Raw genomic sequence first — 17181 nt, forward strand, 5'->3', positions numbered from 1 at the left:
CTAGGTGGCACCGGGGCCGGCGAAGGCCGCCACCCACACCGTCGTCTCCCCGTAGCGCCGCTCCCGCACGTCCGGGACCGGCTCGGGCCAGGTCGGCGGCGCGGTGCGCGAGGACCGCTCGACGACGACGACGGCCCCCGGGGCCAGCAGCGGCGCGAGCGCGGCCAGGACGGCGGAGACCTCCTCGGAGGCCACCGCGTACGGCGGGTCGACCAGCACGAGGTCCCACCCGCCGTCCACCACGGCGCCGGGCGAGGCGAGGAACCGCTCGACCCGGTCGGCCACGACCCGCACCCCCGGCAGCGCGACGGTGCCCGCGTTGGCCCGCGCGGTCGCGGCCGCCGCCCGCGCCGCCTCGACGAGGACCACCTGCGCGGCCCCGCGGCTGGCCGCCTCCAGGCCCAGCGCCCCCGACCCGGCGTACAGGTCCAGGACGCGGGCGCCCTCGACCGCCCCGGCGGCCTCCAGCGCGGAGAACAGCGCCTCGCGCACCCGGTCGCTGGTGGGCCGGGTGGTCTCCCCCGGCGGCACCTTCAGCCGCCGGCCGCCGGCCGCGCCGGCCACGATCCTGGTCACGTCGAACCCCTCGTCCCGTCGGGGCCCCCCTCACGTCGAGAGCCGGGTCCCCGGCCCCAGGGTAGGAAGGCCGTCCCGGCCCCGGTCCGGGTACCCGGAGCGGGCCGGGACGGTGGCTCAGCGCCGGTCGTAGGACAGGCCCGCTCCCCGGGCGAACAGCGGGTCGGCCGAGTCGTCGGCCACGTCGGGCGACTGCGCCTCGACGGCGGCGGTGGACGACGGCAGCTCGAAGGGCAAGCGCCCACCCGGTTCCCGCAGGCCCAGGACGGTGTCGAGCAGCACCTCGTCGGACACGCCGTAGTTGGCGAGCACGGCGTCGGCGACGTCGGCCACGCCCGTCAGGACGAGCGGGCGGTCCAGCTTCGGGACGGCGACGGTCGGGGTGCCGGCTGCAGCCGCGGCGCGCAGCAGGCGGACGTCCTCCTGCTCCTCGGTCGGTTCCAGGCCGGTGAGGTCGTCCCCCGAACGCGGGTCGGCGATGCGGACGACGGCGAGGTCGGCCTGCGCCGGGTCGTCGGTGACGCGCAGACCGCGGGCCTGCGCGACGGCGGGGTCGACGCCGACGAGGTGGACGGTGCGGACGGAGGCGCGCGAGACGGGCAGCAGGTCGTCGGTGTTCTGCAGCAGGGTCAGGGACCTCTCCTGCGCCTCGTCGCCCAGCCGCTGGAACCGGGCGTTCCCGGCGAGCCGGCCGGCGGCGGCGGGGTCGACGAAGGGGTTCTCGAACAGGCCGAGCTGGAACTTCTGCACCAGGACGCGGTGGGCGGCCTGCGCGACGCGCTCGGGGCTGAGCAGCCCCTGCTCGACGGCCGCCACGACCTGCGTGGAGTCGGAGTCCCCGCCGATCTGGTCGACGCCGGCGTTCAGGGCCTTCGCGAACCGCTCGGTGCGGGTGAGGTCCTCCACGCCCCAGGGCATCCCCACGCCCCAGGAGCCGACGAAGCTGTCCGGCGGGCGGTTCTCGAGGCACTCCTGCGGGCAGTCGCCGGTGATGCCCCAGTCCGACAGGACGACCCCGTCGAAACCCTTCTCGCCGCGCAGCACGTCCTGCAGCAGGTAGGAGTTGAAACCGGCGCCGACCTGCTCGACCTCCTGCCCGTCGCGCTGCAGGCCCTGCAGGATCGAGTAGGTCGGCATGATGCCGGCGGTCCCGGCCTCGAAGGCGCCGTCGTAGGGGACGAGGTGCTCCTCGAAGTCCCCGCCGGGGAACGCGGCGTAGCGGCCGTAGTGGTAGTGCGAGTCGTAGCCGTCCACCTGGGCGCCGTACCCGGCCCAGTGCTTGGTGACGGTGGCGACGCTGTCGCGGTGCAGGCCGTCGGCGCCGCCCTGCGTCCCGTCGACGTAGGCCCGCACCTGGTCGCGGGCGGTGTCCGCGTCCGAGCCGAAGGTGCCGTTGATCCGCGTCCAGCGCGGTTCGGTCGCCAGGTCGGCCTGCGGCCCGAGCAGTTCGGCGATGCCCACGGCGCGGAACTCCTGGCGCACGACGTCGGCCAGGCGGCGCGTGAGGTCGGGGTCGCCGGCGGCGGCCAGGCCGGTCGGGTCCGGCATGGCGGTGGTGCCGGTGCGGGCCACGGTCTGCCCCTCGGTGACGGAGAAACCGTTGCGGGGGTCGCTGGAGACGAGGACGGGGATGCCGAGCGGCTGCTGCTCGGCGATGAGCTGCACGAGGTTGTTCGCCTCGGCGATCTCCTCGGGCCCGGCCGACAGCCGGGTGATGAACGTGGTGACGTGCCGGTCGGCGACGTCGCGGGCGGTCGCGGCGACGTCGTAGGTGGTGCCGGAGGAGGTGAGGTTGCCGTGGACGAGCAGCCCGGCGCGCTGGGCGAGGTCGAGGCGCCCCAGCAGGTCGTCGGCGCGCTGGTCGGGGGTCAGCCGCCAGTCCTCGTAGGGGGTGAGCTGCCCGTCCCGGTCGAGGTCGCGGAAGCGCAGACCCCCGACCTGCAGGACCTCGGCGCCGCGGGTGGACAGGACCGGCTGCCCACCGGCCGCGGTGGGGGCGGTGGCCGGTGCCGCGGTGGAGGTCGTCGTGCCGGCGACCGTGACGGCGACGAGCCCGGCGAGCGCGGCGAGCGCCCGCGAGACGCGGCGGGGGGTCGTGAGGTGTCCGTCCATGATTCTCCTTCGAACCGGTGGGGCGTACCCGCCCGGCGGCGTCGCCGGGCACGGGAACCGTACATGAACTTCTCATCCAGCACAGAAATTGGGCGTGGGAAGGTGGTCGTGTGCCGACCACCGACACCAGCCGCCCGCGCGGGGCGCGCGGGGAGTACGCCAAGTCGGCGCTGCGGCGGCAGGAGATCCTCGACGCCGCCCTGACCGTCTTCGCCGCCTCCGGGTACCGCAACGCCTCGGTGCGGGAGATCGCCGACCGCATCGGCATCACCCAGCAGGGCCTGACCTACCACTTCCCCACCAAGGACGCGCTGCTCGCGGCGGTGCTGCGCGCCCGCGGCGAACGCGACCGCGCGCTGTTCGAGGCCGACGCGCAGGGGCCGGAGTCGCACCTGCGGGCGGTGCTGGAGCTCCTGGAGCGCAACCAGGCGACCCCCGGTCTGGTCGAGCTGCACTGCACGCTGTCGGCCGAGGCCACGTCGGCCGACCACCCCGCGCACGAGTACTTCCAGGAGCGCTACGCGGGCATCCTCGGACGCACCCGGCAGGTCTTCGAGGAACTGCGCGCCCAGGGGCGGCTGCGCGAGGGGGCCGACCCCGGCCGCTGCGCCCGCGCCCTGGTCGCGCTCATGGACGGCCTGCAGGTGCAGTGGCTGCTGTCGGGCAAGCAGGTCGACATGGTCGCCGACGTCCGCGCCCACCTGGCGTCGGTGACGACCCTCGACCTGTCCTGACCCCACCGTGCGGGTCCCGACGAACTCCCCGGCGTCACGTCGCCCACCTCAGGAGATCCTGCGGGCCCGGTGGGCGGCGTAGGCCCAGCCGATCCCGACCGCCGCCGCCGAGGCCAGCGCCTGCCCGAGCAGCAGCCAGTCGAAGGCGCCGCGCGACAGCGTCGCCAGCAGCACCGGAACGCTCACCAGGACCGCGAGGTCGGGCCCCGTGGTCGTCGCGGCCGCGGCTCCCGGCGGTAGCGCGCCCATCGCCGTCGCGATGACCGGCTTGGCCAGGTCCGGGTCCGGCCGCACCGCCCCCCGCAGGGCGGCCGCGGCGAACCCCGGCCCGGCCAACGCCCCCAGCGCCGCCCACGACCACCACGCCGCGCCGATCGACTCCCCGTGCAGCAGACCGGAGGTCGTGACCGCCAGGGGGTACGCCAGCGCGCCCCACACCGTCGACAGGACCGCCACCGGGATCCACCGCACGATCACGACGGTGGAGGCCGCGATCGGCAGCGTGCGGGCCGCGGCCGGGACCAGCGCCAGCCCGCGCGCCGGTTCGGACAGCGTCGTGGCCGCCGCGTACCCGGCCAGCCACAGCAGCAGGGCCACGACCGCGCGGTGCGCCGAGGTGCCGGCGGCCAGCACGAACGGCACGAGCACCAGCACCCCCGCCGTCACCAGCCGCCGCGGCTGCCGGCGCAGCAGCAGGACGTCGGCCGCCACGACCGCCGCGACCGGCCCGCGGACGCGCCCGAACGTCCGGCGGCGCCGGACCCGGCCCTCGGAGTCCGCCGACAGCGCCCGCCCCATCTCGCGCACGTCGAACTGCAGCACCGACGACGTCAGCCGCTCCAGCCGCGACGCCCCCCGCCGCAGCGACGGCGAGCCGACCTGCCCGGCGCGCGCCAGCGCCCACCGCCCCGCCAGGACGAGGACCAGGAGCGCCCCCGCGGTCACCACCGCGGCCGGCAGCAGGACGTCGCGCGGGTGGACGGCGTCCAGCGGGATCCCGACGGCGGCGCCGGCGGCCAGCAGCACCACGACGAGCACCCCGAACGCGTCGAGCAGCCGTCCCGCGCGCAGCAGCGCCGCCACCCCCGAGCGCACGGCCGGGCGCACGACGAGCAGGTACCCCGCCCCGGCGAGCCCGGCCCCGACGGCGACGCCGCCGAGCAGCCCCGCGGCGACCAGGCCCCCCGTCAGCGTCCCGGCGACCCCGAAGGCCACCGACGTCGCCCACGCTGTGAAGGCCCCGCCGGCCAGCGCGGTCCCCAGCGCCCGGTTGCGCACCACGGGCCGCAGCAGGCCGCCGCGGTCCACCGGCAGCGGCGTCCACCAGGTCGTCGGGGCGGTACCCAGGGAGACCGGGCCCAGCCGGCACCAGACGGCCAGGCCGAAGGCGACGGCGGCGGCCGAGATCCCCACGGAGGTCAGCACCGCCGACGTCTGCGCCGTCCACCCCGGCCCGTCGCCGGTGGCCGACAACCCCGCCCGCAGCGCGTTGCGCAGGGACCCGCTGCCGCCGAGCAGCAGCAGGAAGGCGATGGCCACCTGCAGCACCGTCGTGTAGGTGTCGACGAACGTGGCGCGCAGACCGCGCGCGGCCCGCGACGGCGCGGCCTCGTCGCGCAGCTCGCGGCGGGTGGGGTACGGCTGGTCGGCGAGGGGACCGACGAGGTCGGTCACCGGACGGGGTCGCTGACGATCCGGGCCGCTTCCTCGGCGTCCACGACGGCGCAGGCGTCGTCGTCGATCACGACGGCGCGGGTCGCGAGCCGGCGCAGCAGCACCACGTCGTGGGTCGCCAGGACCAGGGCCGTCCCGGCGTCGCGCTCGGCGACGAGCCGTTCGGCCAGCGCCTCCCGGCCGGTGGGGTCCAGCCGCTGCTCGGGCTCGTCCAGCAGCAGCACCGAGCGCGGGCGCACGAGCGCCGCGGCCAGCAGCAGCCGGCGCTTCTGCCCGCTGGACAGGGAGGTGGGCAGCTGGTCGGCGGCGTCGGTGAGCCGCTGCGCCTCCAGCTCGGCGTCGACGACCCCGACGACGTCGCGCACGCCGTGGCCGCGGGCGACCAGCTCGAGGTGCTCGGCGACGGACAGCTCCGCGAACCAGGCGTCCTCGTCGAAGACGCAGGCGACCTCGCGGCGGAAGCGCACGGACCGCTCGTCGACGGGCTCGCCGTGCAGCGCGACGGTGCCGCCCAGGGGCTCGAGCAGCCCGGCGACCGCGCGCAGCACCGTCGACTTGCCGGCGCCGTTGGCGCCGACGAGGCACAGCGCCTCCCCGCGGGCGACGTCCACGGTGACGGGCGCGCAGACGGGTTCGCCGTACCCGACGCGCAGGTCCTCCAGGGCCAGGACGACCTCGCGCCGCTCCTTCGCCCTCTTCTTCGACGTGCTGGTGCTCATGTCCGTCCCAGGAACGCTTCGGTGTCGCCGCTCACGCGGGCCGCCACGGCGGCGGCCAACCCGGCGAACCCTGCCAGGTCGGGGTCGGCCTCGACGATCGAGCGGGCGTAGGTGCGCGCCCGCTCGATGATCTCGCTGTGCTGCAGGACGCCCAGCAGCTGCAGGGACGTGCGCTGACCGGACTGCGCGGCGCCCAGCACGTCGCCCTCGCGACGTTCCTCCAGGTCCAGGCGGGCCAGTTCGAACCCGTCGCGGGTGCGGGCCAGCGCGGCCAGCCGGCGCCCGGCGCGCGAGCCCTCGGTGGTTCCGGACAGCAGCAGGCAGGTCCCGGGCAGCCCGCCGCGGCCGATGCGGCCGCGCAGCTGGTGCAGCTGGGAGATGCCGAACCGGTCGGCGTCGACGACGACCATGACGCTGGCGTTGGGCACGTCGACGCCGACCTCGACGACCGTGGTGGCCACGACGACGTCGAGCTCGCCGCCGGCGAAGCGGGCCATGACGTCGTCCTTGTCGGCCGGGGCGAGCCGGCCGTGCAGGACGTCGATGCGCAGCCCCGAGGTGGCGGGGTGGTTCCGCACGACCTCGACGATCTGCGACACCGCGGCCGGCGGGCGCGGCCCGGGCTTGCGGCCCGGGCCGCCGCGGGGGGCGGCCGGGACGGCCCCCTCCTCCAGCAGGGCCTCCTGCGCGCCGTCGGCCACGGCGTCGTCGTCGGCGTCGATGCGCGCGCACACCACGTACGTCTGCCGGCCCAGCGCGGCCTCCTCGGCGACCTTCTGCCAGGTCCGGTCGACCCAGGCGGGCCGGTCCTGCGGGACGACGACGGTCTGGACCTCGGCGCGACCGGGCGGCAGCTCGGACAGCACCGAGGTCTCCAGGTCGCCGAACAGGGTCATCGCGACCGTCCGGGGGATCGGCGTGGCCGTCATGACGAGCAGGTGCGGGATGCCGTTCCCCTTGCGGCGCAGCACGTCCCGCTGCTCGACACCGAAGCGGTGCTGCTCGTCGACGACGACGAGGCCGAGGTCGGCGAACTGGACGCCCTCCTGCAGCAGGGCGTGGGTGCCGATGACGATCCCCGCCTCCCCGCTCGCGGCGGCCAGCAGCGCCTCGCGCCGCGCCGCGGCCCCCATCGACCCGGTCAGGAGGACGACCCGCGTCCCGCGCGGGTCACCGCCCAGCAGGCCCCCCGCGGCGAGGTCGCCGAGCATCGCCGTGATCGAGCGCAGGTGCTGGGCGGCGAGGACCTCGGTGGGGGCCAGCAGCGCGGCCTGCCCGCCGCCGTCGGCGACGGTGAGCATGGCCCGCAGCGCGACGAGCGTCTTGCCGGAGCCGACGTCGCCCTGCAGGAGGCGCTGCATGGGGTGCGGCCGGGCGAGGTCGGCGGCGATCTCGTCGCCGACCTCGCGCTGGGAGCCGGTGAGGGGGAACGGCAGCCGCGCGTCGAACGCGGCGGCCAGGCCGTCGGCCGACGCCACGCGGGGCAGGGCCCGCTGCGCGGCGGTGGAGGCGCGGCGCATCGCCAGCGCGGTCTGCAGGACGAACGCCTCCTCGAAGCGCAGCCGGTCCTGGCCGGCGGCCAGCTGCGCGCGGTCGCGGGGTGCGTGCACCGCGCGCAGGGCCTCCAGCGGGCTGGGCAGGTCCTCGGCGGCGACGACGTCGGGCGGCAGGAACTCCTCGAACCCGTCGGCGGTGGCGCCGAGGCGGTCCAGCAGCGTGGCGACGCAGTCGCGGATCAGCCAGTTCGGGCAGTCGCGGGTGGCGGGGTACAGCGGGATCGGCCGGTCGGCGCGGGTGGCGGTCTCGACGCCCTCCTGGAGGGCTCCCCCGGGGTCGGCGCCGGTGTCCTCGAGCAGCTCGTAGTCGGGCTGGCCCAGCTGCCACTTGCCGTTGAACTGCCCGGCCTTGCCCGAGGCCAGCACCAGCCGCCCGGGCTCGAGGTCCTTCTGGACGTGCCCGAACTGGTGCACGCTCTTCATGAAGAACGTCATGGTGATCTCGTCGCGGCCGTCGGACAGCGTCACGACGAGGCGCGCGCCGGGCCGGCTCTTGAGCACCGCGGGCTTCCCGGCGTCGACGACCTCGGCGAGGATCGTGACGTTCTCCCCGACCTCCAGGTCGCGCAGGGGGGTCAGCGCACCCCGGTCGGCGTACTTGCGCGGCAGGTGCCACAGCAGGTCCCGGCCGGTCTCCAGGCCCAGGGAGGACAGCCACCGGGCCGGGTCCCCCTTCTTCCCCCGGCCCTGCCCGGGCAGCAGGCTGGACAGCGGGGCGTCCAGGTCAACCACGCGGGCAGGCTACCGCCGGGCTCCCCCGCGGCCCCCGCCGGCAGCCACCGGCGCTGCGAAGCCGCGGTCACCCGGTCGGCGGCACGCCCCCGCGCGCCGGGCGCGGCGTCGCCCGACGCGCCGGTTTCACCCGGAGCGTCGACCTCGGCTATGGTGTTCGACGGTGTTCGGGATGGCCGGGCACCTGCGCGCCCCGTCCGGGGCGGCGCACCTGTTCGTTCGACTTCAGGAGTTCCCCGTGGCTGCCACCTGTGACGTCTGCGCCAAGGGCCCTGGCTTCGGCAAGAGCGTCTCGCACTCGCACCGGCGGACCAACCGCATGTGGCTCCCGAACATCCAGCGGATCAAGGCCACCGTGAACGGTTCCCCCAAGCGCGTCAACGTGTGCACCTCCTGCCTGAAGGCGGGCAAGGTCACGCGCTGACCCCCTTCCAGATCGCAGGACGGGCCCGGATCCTCTGGATCCGGGCCCGTCCTGCGTCCTGAGCCGGTCGGGTCAGCGGCGGAAGTGGTCCCAGCCCCCGGGGCCGGCCCACGGCCGCCCGTCGACGAGGACGGGGTGCCCGCCCGCGGCGACGACCCGCCCCACCGGGACGAACGGCTCCGGCAGCGGCGTCCCGGCCGGGAAGCACCCCAGGAGGGCGTGGTCCTCCCCGCCGGTCAGGACCTGGGCGAGGCCACCGGCCCCGCCCAGGTCGGCGGCCCACTCCCCCAGCGCCGAGCCCGTCGACAGCTCGACCGAGACCCCGCTGGCCGCGGCGATCCGGCCCGCGTCGCGCAGCAGCCCGTCGCTGACGTCCATGAGCGCGCTCGCGCCGGCGAGCGCGGCGGCGGGGCCGGCCGCGACGGGCGGCTCGGGGCGCCGGTGCGCGGCCAGCAGGTCCGGGCGGGCGTCGGGCGCCCCGGTGCGCAGCAGCTCCCAGCCCGCCGCGGAGCGGCCGAGGACCCCGGCGACGGCCACGACGTCCCCGGCCCGCGCACCCGAGCGCAGGACCGGTGCCCGGCCCCCGAGGTCGCCCAGGGCGCTCACGGCGACGACGACCTCGCCGGCCGCGGACAGGTCCCCGCCGACCACCACGGCCCCGAACCGGGCGCAGGCCTGCGCGACGCCGGCGGCGAAGCCCTCCACCCAGGCGACCTCGACGTCGCCGGGCAGCCCCAGGCCGATGAGCAGCCCCGTGCAGGTGGCGCCCATGGCGGCGACGTCGGCGACGTTCTGCGCGACGGCCTTCCACCCGACGTCCGCGGCCGTGGACCAGTCGCGGCGGAAGTCGCGGAACTCGACCAGGACGTCCGTGGTCGCCACCACCCGCCCGTCGGGGGCGGCGACGAGCGCGGCGTCGTCACCGGGTCCCAGCAGGGCCCGGGTGGGCATGAGCGGCACCACGCGGGCCAGCAGCTCCCCCTCGTCCAGGTCCTGGACCCGCAGGTCCTCCCGCACACCGTCGTCCCGCAAGCCCTCGTCCCCTCGTCCCGGCGCTGGGCGGCACACTACGGGGCGATGTCCCACCCCGACCCCACCCCCGACGACACCCCCGACGACACCCCCGGCGACACCCCCGGCGACGCCCCCGGGCCCGGCCCCGCGACGCGCCGGCCCGCACCGCTGGTGGTCGCCCTCGCCGTCGCCGCCGTGACCGCCGCGGCGGTGTGGGCGTACGCGGCGGGCTCGCGGGGCGTGGACCCCGCCCCCGACGCCGACGACCCCGCCTGCGCACCGCTGCTGGCGGCCCTGCCCCCCACCCTGGGCGACCTGCCGCGCACCCCGCAGGGTGCGGCGGGGGTCGCGGTGTGGGGCGAGGACCAGGTCGTCCTGCGCTGCGGTGCGCAGGTCCTGGGGCCTACCGGCAAGCCGTGCATCCCGGTGGCCGACTCCGCGGGCCGCAGCGTCGACTGGGTGCAGGACGCCGCGAGCGAGCGCGCCGTCCGGTTCCTCACCTACGGCCGCACCCCGGCCGTGGAGGTGACCGTGCGGTACGGCGACGGCCTCACCAGCGACCAGGCGACCTCGCAGCTCGTCGACCTCGCCGCGGCCGTCGAGCCGATCCCGCAGACGCGCACCTGCGTGTAGGCGGGGGTCGCGGGTCAGCGCAGCCCGGTGGGCCGGCGCAGCGCGAGCTGCAGGAGGTGGTCGACCAGCTGCGGGTAGTCGACGCCCGTGGCGGCCCACATGCGCGGGTACATCGAGAAGGGGGTGAACCCCGGCATCGTGTTGATCTCGTTGACGACGATCCCCTCCGGCCCCTTCGCGGGGTCCACGAAGAGGTCGACCCGGGCCAGCCCCTCGGCCCCCATGGCCTCGAACACCCGGGCGGCGGTGCGGCGGACCTCGGCGGTGACGTCGTCGGGCAGGTCCGCCGGGCAGGACAGCCGCACGCTGTCCGCGTCGAGGTACTTGGCCTCGAAGTCGTAGAAGTCGTGACCGCCGACGAGCTCGATCTCCCCGGGCAGGCTGGTGAGCGGCTCACCGCCGTCGAGGTCCTCCAGGACCCCGCACTCGATCTCGCGGCCGGTCACGGCGGCCTCGACGACGACCTTGGGGTCGTGCGAGATCGCCTCGGCCACGGCCGCCTCCAGACCGTCGCGGCCGGTGACCCGGCTGATGCCGATGCTGGACCCGGCGCGGGCGGGCTTGACGAAGACGGGGTACCCCAGCGCCTCGACCTCGGCGACGACGGCGTCGCGGTCGGTCTCCCAGCGGCGGGCCCGGAAGGAGGTCCACGGGCCCACGCGCAGGCCCTGGCCGGCCAGCAGGAGCTTCATGACCTGCTTGTCCATGCCCGCGGCCGAGGCCAGCACCCCGGAGCCGACGTAGCGGGTGTCGGACAGCTCCAGCAGCCCCTGCAGAGTGCCGTCCTCCCCGAAGGGGCCGTGCAGCAGCGGCAGCACGACGTCGACGGCACCGCCGAGGACCTGCCCGGCCGGTCCCTGCAGCGCCTTGGAGTCCACGTCCTGCGACAGCGCCACCGGGACGCCGGCGGCGGGGACCTCGGGCAGCTTGCCCCCGGTCAGCTGGAACCGGGCGGGGTCGTCGTCGACGAGGACCCACCGGCCGCTGGTGGTGATGCCGATCGGGACGACGTCGTAGACGTCGCGGTCGAGGGCGGCGAGGACGCCCGCGGCGGTCACGCAGCTGATGGCGTGCTCGGAGGACCTGCCGCCGAAGACGACGGCGACGCGGGGTTTGGGCTGGCTGCTCATCGGCGCCGACCCTACCCGCGGTGTGGTTGGGTTCCCCCCGTGCCAGATGACGTGTCCCCCGCCAGCCTGTCCCCCCGCACCGTCGCCGTCGTCGCCGGACGCCCGGCCCGGGCGCTGGACAGCGAGCTGAACACCCCCGTGTCCCTGTCCGCCACCTACGTCGGGGGCGGTTCGCTGGGGCAGGCCGACCTGGGCTACGGCCGGTTCGGCAACCCGACCTGGACCGCCCTGGAGACGGCGGTCGGTGAGCTGGAGGGCGGGCGCGCGCTGGCGTTCGCCTCCGGCATGGCCGCCGTGGCCGCGGCCCTGCACCTGGTGCCGGCCGCCGGGACGGTGCTGGTCCCGCACGGCGCCTACAACGGCACGCACTCCCTGACGGCGCTGCTGGTGGCCCAGGACCGGCTGCGGGTGCAGCCGGTGGACATCACCGACGTCGCGGCCGTCCGCGCGGCGCTGGCGGGCGTGCAGGGCCCGGTGGTGCTGTGGCTGGAGTCGCCGACGAACCCGCTGCTGGAGGTCGCCGACATCGCCGCGCTGGCCGCGGCCGGGCACGAGCACGACGCGCTGGTGGTGGTGGACAACACGTTCGCGACGCCGCTGCTGCAGCGCCCGCTGGAGCTGGGCGCCGACGTCGTCGTGCACTCGGTGACGAAGTTCCTCTCGGGCCACTCCGACGTCGTGCTGGGGGCGGTGGTGGCCCGCTCGGAGCCGACGCTGGCGGCCCTGCAGGCGCACCGGACGCTGCACGGGGCCATCCCCGGCCCGCTGGAGACGTTCCTGGCCCTGCGGGGCCTGCGGACGCTGCCGCTGCGGCTGGAACGCGCCCAGCAGAACGCCGCCGACCTGGCGCGCCGGCTGCTGGACCACCCGGCCGTGACGCGGGTGCGCCACCCCTCGCTGCCGCAGGACCCCGGGCACGCGCTGGCGACGCAGCAGATGTCCGGGTACGGCGCGCTGGTCTCCATCGAGGTCGTCGGCGGGGCGGCGGGCGCGGACGCCGTCGTGGACGCGGTGCGGCTGTGGGTGCCGGCCACGAGCCTGGGCGGGGTGGAGTCGCTGGTGGAGCGCCGCCGCCGGCACGCGGGCGAGCCGCGCGTGGTGCCCGAGGACCTGCTGCGGCTGTCCGTCGGGGTCGAGGACGTCGAGGACCTGTGGCGGGACCTGTCGGCCGCGCTGGACCGGGCGCTCGACACGCGGGGCTGAGGGACGGGGGCGGGCCGGGCGCGTGGCACAGTGGACGACACGCCCGGCCCCACCTCTTGACGGGCTTTATCTCATCTGTGAGATAGCGTGCCCCTCATGGCAGTCTCCACCGAGCAGCTGACGCCGACCGGCGACCACCTCTCGCAGATCGGCGCCCTCATCCGTGACGCCCGCAAGCACCGGGGCCTGACCCAGGTCCAGCTGGCCGAGCGCCTGGGCACGTCCCAGAGCGCCGTGCACCGCATGGAGCAGGGGCAGCAGAACGTCTCGATCGACATGCTGCAGCGCGTCGGGCACGCCCTGCAGGACGACATCGTCTCCATCGGACGGCCCGGCCCCACGCACCTGCGCGTCCACGGCGGCGCCAAGCTGTCCGGCAGCATCGCGGTGAAGTCCAGCAAGAACGCCGGCGTGGCGCTGCTGTGCGCGGCGCTGCTGAACAAGGGCCGCACGACGCTGCGCGGGGTCGCGCGGATCCTGGAGATCCACCGCATCCTCGACGTCCTGGCCAGCATCGGCGTGCGGTACGAGTGGATCAACGAGGCCGACCTCGTCCTGGACGTCCCGAACGACCTGGACCTGGACGCCATGGACGGCGAGACCGCCCGCCGCACCCGCAGCATCATCATGATGCTGGGCCCGCTGCTGCACCGGTACGAGGAGTTCGCCCTCCCCTACGCCGGTGGCTGCGACCTCGGCACGCGCACCGTCGAGCCGCACATGGTCGCGCTGCGCCCCTTCGGCCTCCAGGTGACCGCGACCACGGGCTTCTACCACGCGACCGTGGACCGCTCCGTGACCCCGCAGCGCCCCATCGTCCTGACCGAGCGCGGCGACACCGTCACCGAGAACGCGCTCATGGCGGCGGCGCGCATGGACGGCGTCACGACGATCCGCAACGCCAGCCCGAACTACATGGTCCAGGACCTGTGCTTCTTCCTGGAACTGCTCGGCGTCCGCATCGACGGCATCGGCACGACGACCCTCGTCGTGCACGGCGTGCCCGACATCTCCGTCGACGTCGACTACGCCCCCTCGGAGGACCCGGTCGAGGCCATGAGCCTGCTGACCGCGGCGATCATCACGCACTCCGAGCTGACGGTGACCCGCGCCCCGATCGAGTTCCTGGAGATCGAGCTCGCGATCCTGGCCGAGATGGGCCTGGAGTACGACCTGAGCCCGGAGTACACCGCGGCCAACGGCCGCACCCGGCTGGTCGACGTCACGGTGCACCCCTCGGAGCTGAAGGCGCCGATCGACAAGATCCACCCGATGCCGTTCCCGGGGCTGAACATCGACAACCTGCCGTTCTTCGCGGTCATCGCCGCGAGCGCGGAGGGCTCGACGACCGTCCACGACTGGGTCTACGACAACCGGGCGATCTACCTGACCGAGCTGAACCGCCTCGGGGCGCGCGTCAAGCTCCTCGACCCGCACCGGGTGCTGGTGGAGGGACCGACGCGCTGGTCGGGGGCGGAGGTGCTCTGCCCGCCGGCGCTGCGCCCGGCCGTGGTCGTGCTGCTGGCGATGCTCGCGGCCAAGGGCACCTCGGTGCTGCGCAACGTCGACATCATCGCCCGCGGGTACGAGCAGCTCGCCGAGCGGCTCACCCCGCTGGGCGCGCAGATCGAGACGTTCCGGGACTGACGCCCCGCGCGCGACGAGGCCCCGGCCCCCTCACGGGGTCCGGGGCCTCGTCGCGTGCGGTGCGGGTCAGGCCTTCTTGGCCACGCGGCGCGTCGCCGGAGCGGCCTTGGCCGGGGCCGCCTTCTTCGCGGCGGTGGTCGCCGTGCGGGCGGCCGGGGCGGCCTTCTTGGCGGCGGTGGTCGCCGTGCGGGCGGCCGGGGCCGCCTTCCGCGCGGTCGTCGCGGTAGTGGCGGTGCGCGTGGCCGGGGCCGCCTTCTTGGCGGCCGGGGCCGCCGCGGCCGGAGCCGCCGAACCGGCGGCCCGCTCCTTGAGCGAGGCCTGGAACGCGCGCAGCTGCTTGGTGTCGGAGACGACCTCCTTGAAGAGGGTGCCCGGGCGGAAGCGCGGCACGGACGTCTTCTTGATCTTCACGGCCTCGCCGGTGCGCGGGTTGCGGCCGGTGCGGGCGTTGCGGGCCTGCTTCTCGAAGGTGCCGAACCCGCTGATGGCGACCTTGTCGCCCTTGGCGACGGTGACGGTGATGAGCTCGACGATCGCCTCGACGGCGGTGACGGCCTGCTTGCGACCGCCCAGACGCGCCTCGAGCGCGTCGACCAGTTCTGCCTTGTTCACGGGGGGCTCCTCCTGGGGGGACCGGGCGTTGTCCGAACCGAACATCTGCTCGCGCAACGGATCGCGCAGGGCCGACGGGGAAACGGTACGACCGCTGATCACCTGCGTCCACCACCGGCGTGGCGGCGAGTCGTTGCGGCACAGGGCACCTGGCGTCGCGGCGCCGGCGAGGCCCTGCGCCGCAGGGCGTTCGGCACGCCGGTCCGGCGACGACGGGCCCCTCCCACCGGATCGACCGGAAGCCTTGTCCCGCAACGATCCTGGACGCAGGACGGCCCCGGTCCCGCTGCGCCGCAGCGGGTGTCCGGGGCCGTCCGGGCCGGTCTCAGGCGGTGGCCGCCCGCGGCGTCGTGGTCGGCTTGAACGAGGGGCGGCGGGCCTCGAAGTCGGCGATCGCGTCGGCGTGGCGCAGGGTGAGGCTGATGTCGTCCAGCCCCTCCATCAGGCGCCAGCGCACGTAGTCGTCCACCTCGAACCGGGCGGTGAAGTCGTCCACCCGGACGACGCGCTCGACGAGGTCGACGGTCACCTCGGTGCCCGGGTGCGCCTCCAGGGCCTTCCAGATGAGGTCGATGTCGCTCTGCTCGACGACGGCCGCGAGCAGCCCCTGCTTGCCGGCGTTGCCGCGGAAGATGTCCGCGAACCGCGGCGCCAGCACCGCCCGGAAGCCGTAGTCGCGCAACGCCCAGACGGCGTGCTCCCGGCTGGAGCCGGTGCCGAAGTCCTTGCCCGCCACGAGGACCGACCCGGGCCGGTAGGGCTCCTGGTTCAGCACGAAGTGCGGGTCGGTGCGCCAGCCGGCGAACAGGGCGTCCTCGAAGCCGGTCTTGGTGACCCGCTTGAGGTAGACGGCGGGGATGATCTGGTCGGTGTCGACGTCGGTGCGGCGCAGCGGCACCCCGACCCCGCGGTGGACGGTGAACTTCTCCACGGCGTGCTCCTGTCAGACGTTCGCGGGCTGGGGGGCGGGCTGGGTGAGGGGTTCGAGGTCGGCCGGGGAGCTGAGCGTGCCCCGCACCGCGGTCGCGGCGGCCACCAGCGGGGAGACCAGGTGCGTGCGGCCCCCCTTGCCCTGCCGGCCCTCGAAGTTGCGGTTGGAGGTGGAGGCGCAGCGTTCCCCGGGGGCGAGCTGGTCGGGGTTCATCCCCAGGCACATCGAGCACCCGGCGAAGCGCCAGTCGGCGCCGAACTCCTTGAACACCGCGTCCAGGCCCTCGGCCTCGGCCTGCAGGCGCACCTTCGCCGAGCCGGGCACGACCATCATGCGGACCGAGTCGGCCTTCTTGCGCCCGCGGACGACGTCGGCGGCCGCCCGCAGGTCCTCGATGCGGCTGTTGGTGCACGAGCCGAGGAAGACGGTGTCGACGGCGATGTCGCGCATCGGCGTCCCGCCCTCCAGGCCCATGTACTCCAGGGCGCGCTCGACGCCGAGCCGGACGCCGTCGTCACCGATCTCCTCGGGCACCGGCACCGAGCCCGACAGCGGGACGCCCTGGCCGGGGTTGGTGCCCCAGGTGACGAACGGCTCGAGGTCGGCGGCGTCCAGGACGACCTCGGCGTCGAACTCGGCGTCCTCGTCGGTCTGCAGGGTCCGCCAGTAGGCGACGGCCGCGTCCCAGTCCTCCCCCTGCGGGGCGTGCGGGCGGCCCTCGAGGTACGCGAAGGTGACGTCGTCGGGGGCGACCATGCCCGCGCGGGCGCCGGCCTCGATGGACATGTTGCAGATCGTCATCCGCCCCTCCATCGACAGGCTGCGGATGGCCTCGCCGCGGTACTCCAGGACGTAGCCCTGGCCGCCGCCGGTGCCGATCCGGGCGATGACGGCCAGGATGATGTCCTTGGCCGTGGTGCCGGGCCGCAGCTGCCCGTTCACGGTGACCGCCATGGTGCGGAAGGGCTTGAGCGGCAGGGTCTGGGTCGCCATGACGTGCTCGACCTCGCTGGTGCCGATCCCCATGCCGAGGGACCCGAAGGCGCCGTGCGTGGAGGTGTGGGAGTCGCCGCAGACGACGGTCATGCCGGGCTGGGTCAGGCCCAGCTGCGGTCCGACGACGTGCACGATGCCCTGCTCGGCGTCGCCGAGGGGGTGCAGCCGGACGCCGAACTCCGCGCAGTTCTCCCGCAGCGTCTGCAGCTGCTTGGCCGAGGTCTGGTCCTCCAGCAGCGACAGCGGGCGCTGGATGTCGGCCGTGGGGGTGTTGTGGTCCTCGGTGGCGATGGTCAGGTCGAGCCGCCGCAGGCCCCGGCCCGCGAGGCGGAGGCCGTCGAAGGCCTGCGGGCTGGTCACCTCGTGGACGAGGTGGAGGTCGATGTACAGCAGGTCCGGTTCCCCGGCCTCGCCCTTGCGGACGACGTGGTCGTCCCAGACCTTCTGCGCCAGCGTGCGTCCCATGACCGGCTCCCCTCTTGCGTCTC

The 17181-nt window shown here is 75.5% G+C and carries 15 protein-coding genes; 5 read left to right on the top strand and 10 right to left on the bottom strand.

Annotation, left to right across the window (positions count from 1 at the left end; translation table 11 throughout):
• Positions 1 to 576: a 16S rRNA (guanine(966)-N(2))-methyltransferase RsmD gene (gene rsmD / locus ACRYRX_RS10170; protein ID WP_432511741.1), complete on the bottom strand. Its 576-nt coding sequence runs from the start codon at positions 574 to 576 to the stop codon at positions 1 to 3.
• Positions 577 to 693: 117 nt separating this feature from the next.
• The gene (locus ACRYRX_RS10175; protein WP_432511742.1) at positions 694 to 2688 is read right to left on the bottom strand and encodes a glycoside hydrolase family 3 protein; all 1995 of its coding nucleotides are present in this window, start codon (positions 2686 to 2688) and stop codon (positions 694 to 696) included.
• 110 nt (positions 2689 to 2798) lie between these two features.
• On the opposite strand from ACRYRX_RS10175, the gene ACRYRX_RS10180 reads away from it, so the two are divergent.
• Positions 2799 to 3422, top strand: a complete 624-nt coding sequence (locus ACRYRX_RS10180) for a TetR/AcrR family transcriptional regulator (RefSeq protein ID WP_432511743.1) — start codon at positions 2799 to 2801, stop codon at positions 3420 to 3422.
• A gap of 48 nt (positions 3423 to 3470) precedes the next feature.
• Here the strand turns inward: ACRYRX_RS10180 and ACRYRX_RS10185 are convergent, their stop codons facing one another.
• From ACRYRX_RS10185 to ACRYRX_RS10195, 3 genes are read right to left on the bottom strand one after another with little or no spacing between them, the layout of a single operon-like run.
• Positions 3471 to 5096, bottom strand: coding sequence for a DUF6297 family protein (locus ACRYRX_RS10185; RefSeq protein WP_432511744.1), 1626 nt, complete (start codon positions 5094 to 5096; stop codon positions 3471 to 3473).
• A complete protein-coding gene (locus tag ACRYRX_RS10190) occupies positions 5093 to 5815 on the bottom strand; it encodes an ABC transporter ATP-binding protein (protein ID WP_432511745.1) in 723 nt (240 codons plus the stop codon). The genes ACRYRX_RS10185 and ACRYRX_RS10190 overlap by 4 nt, the downstream gene beginning before the upstream one ends.
• Positions 5812 to 8103: an ATP-dependent DNA helicase RecG gene (locus tag ACRYRX_RS10195; RefSeq protein ID WP_432511746.1), complete on the bottom strand. Its 2292-nt coding sequence runs from the start codon at positions 8101 to 8103 to the stop codon at positions 5812 to 5814. The genes ACRYRX_RS10190 and ACRYRX_RS10195 overlap by 4 nt, the downstream gene beginning before the upstream one ends.
• 238 nt (positions 8104 to 8341) lie before the next feature.
• Here ACRYRX_RS10195 and rpmB point away from each other — a divergent pair, with 238 nt between their 5' ends.
• Positions 8342 to 8527, top strand: a complete 186-nt coding sequence (gene rpmB / locus ACRYRX_RS10200; protein ID WP_432511747.1) for a 50S ribosomal protein L28 — start codon at positions 8342 to 8344, stop codon at positions 8525 to 8527.
• Between the two features lie 72 nt (positions 8528 to 8599).
• Here rpmB and ACRYRX_RS10205 read toward each other — a convergent pair whose 3' ends face one another.
• A complete protein-coding gene (locus ACRYRX_RS10205; protein ID WP_432511748.1) occupies positions 8600 to 9559 on the bottom strand; it encodes a thiamine-phosphate kinase in 960 nt (319 codons plus the stop codon).
• 45 nt (positions 9560 to 9604) lie between these two features.
• Here ACRYRX_RS10205 and ACRYRX_RS10210 point away from each other — a divergent pair, with 45 nt between their 5' ends.
• Positions 9605 to 10174: a DUF3515 family protein gene (locus ACRYRX_RS10210; protein WP_432511749.1), complete on the top strand. Its 570-nt coding sequence runs from the start codon at positions 9605 to 9607 to the stop codon at positions 10172 to 10174.
• A 14-nt stretch (positions 10175 to 10188) separates the two neighbouring features.
• Here ACRYRX_RS10210 and ACRYRX_RS10215 read toward each other — a convergent pair whose 3' ends face one another.
• The gene (locus tag ACRYRX_RS10215; RefSeq protein ID WP_432511750.1) at positions 10189 to 11304 is read right to left on the bottom strand and encodes a D-alanine--D-alanine ligase family protein; all 1116 of its coding nucleotides are present in this window, start codon (positions 11302 to 11304) and stop codon (positions 10189 to 10191) included.
• 39 nt (positions 11305 to 11343) lie between these two features.
• On the opposite strand from ACRYRX_RS10215, the gene ACRYRX_RS10220 reads away from it, so the two are divergent.
• Complete coding sequence (locus ACRYRX_RS10220) at positions 11344 to 12507, top strand: trans-sulfuration enzyme family protein (protein ID WP_432511751.1); 1164 nt, start codon at positions 11344 to 11346, stop codon at positions 12505 to 12507.
• Positions 12508 to 12603: 96 nt separating this feature from the next.
• Positions 12604 to 14154 (top strand): helix-turn-helix domain-containing protein, encoded by a 1551-nt coding sequence (locus ACRYRX_RS10225; RefSeq protein ID WP_432511752.1) that lies wholly within the window; start codon positions 12604 to 12606, stop codon positions 14152 to 14154.
• Between the two features lie 66 nt (positions 14155 to 14220).
• Here ACRYRX_RS10225 and ACRYRX_RS10230 read toward each other — a convergent pair whose 3' ends face one another.
• The 3 genes from ACRYRX_RS10230 to leuC form a co-directional block, all read right to left on the bottom strand.
• Positions 14221 to 14766 carry an HU family DNA-binding protein gene (locus tag ACRYRX_RS10230; protein WP_432511753.1) on the bottom strand — a complete coding sequence of 182 codons (546 nt, stop codon included), beginning with the start codon at positions 14764 to 14766 and terminating at the stop codon, positions 14221 to 14223.
• Between the two features lie 325 nt (positions 14767 to 15091).
• Positions 15092 to 15697, bottom strand: coding sequence for a 3-isopropylmalate dehydratase small subunit (leuD, locus tag ACRYRX_RS10235; protein WP_432511754.1), 606 nt, complete (start codon positions 15695 to 15697; stop codon positions 15092 to 15094).
• A gap of 12 nt (positions 15698 to 15709) precedes the next feature.
• On the bottom strand, positions 15710 to 17158 hold the full coding sequence (gene leuC, locus ACRYRX_RS10240; protein WP_432511755.1) for a 3-isopropylmalate dehydratase large subunit: 1449 nt from the start codon (positions 17156 to 17158) through the stop codon (positions 15710 to 15712).
• Between the last annotated feature and the right edge of the window lie 23 nt (positions 17159 to 17181).

The sequence above is a fragment of the Kineococcus lubricus genome, from assembly GCF_050871965.1.
GTDB lineage: Bacteria > Actinomycetota > Actinomycetes > Actinomycetales > Kineococcaceae > Kineococcus.

Coding starts and splice junctions, on each gene's coding strand:
- leuC (WP_432511755.1), bottom strand. CDS start 17,158: ATGGGACGCACGCTGGCGCAGAAGGTCTGGGACGACCACGTCGTCCGC.
- ACRYRX_RS10215 (WP_432511750.1), bottom strand. CDS start 11,304: ATGAGCAGCCAGCCCAAACCCCGCGTCGCCGTCGTCTTCGGCGGCAGG.
- ACRYRX_RS10190 (WP_432511745.1), bottom strand. CDS start 5,815: ATGAGCACCAGCACGTCGAAGAAGAGGGCGAAGGAGCGGCGCGAGGTC.
- ACRYRX_RS10175 (WP_432511742.1), bottom strand. CDS start 2,688: ATGGACGGACACCTCACGACCCCCCGCCGCGTCTCGCGGGCGCTCGCC.
- ACRYRX_RS10225 (WP_432511752.1), top strand. CDS start 12,604: ATGGCAGTCTCCACCGAGCAGCTGACGCCGACCGGCGACCACCTCTCG.
- ACRYRX_RS10210 (WP_432511749.1), top strand. CDS start 9,605: ATGTCCCACCCCGACCCCACCCCCGACGACACCCCCGACGACACCCCC.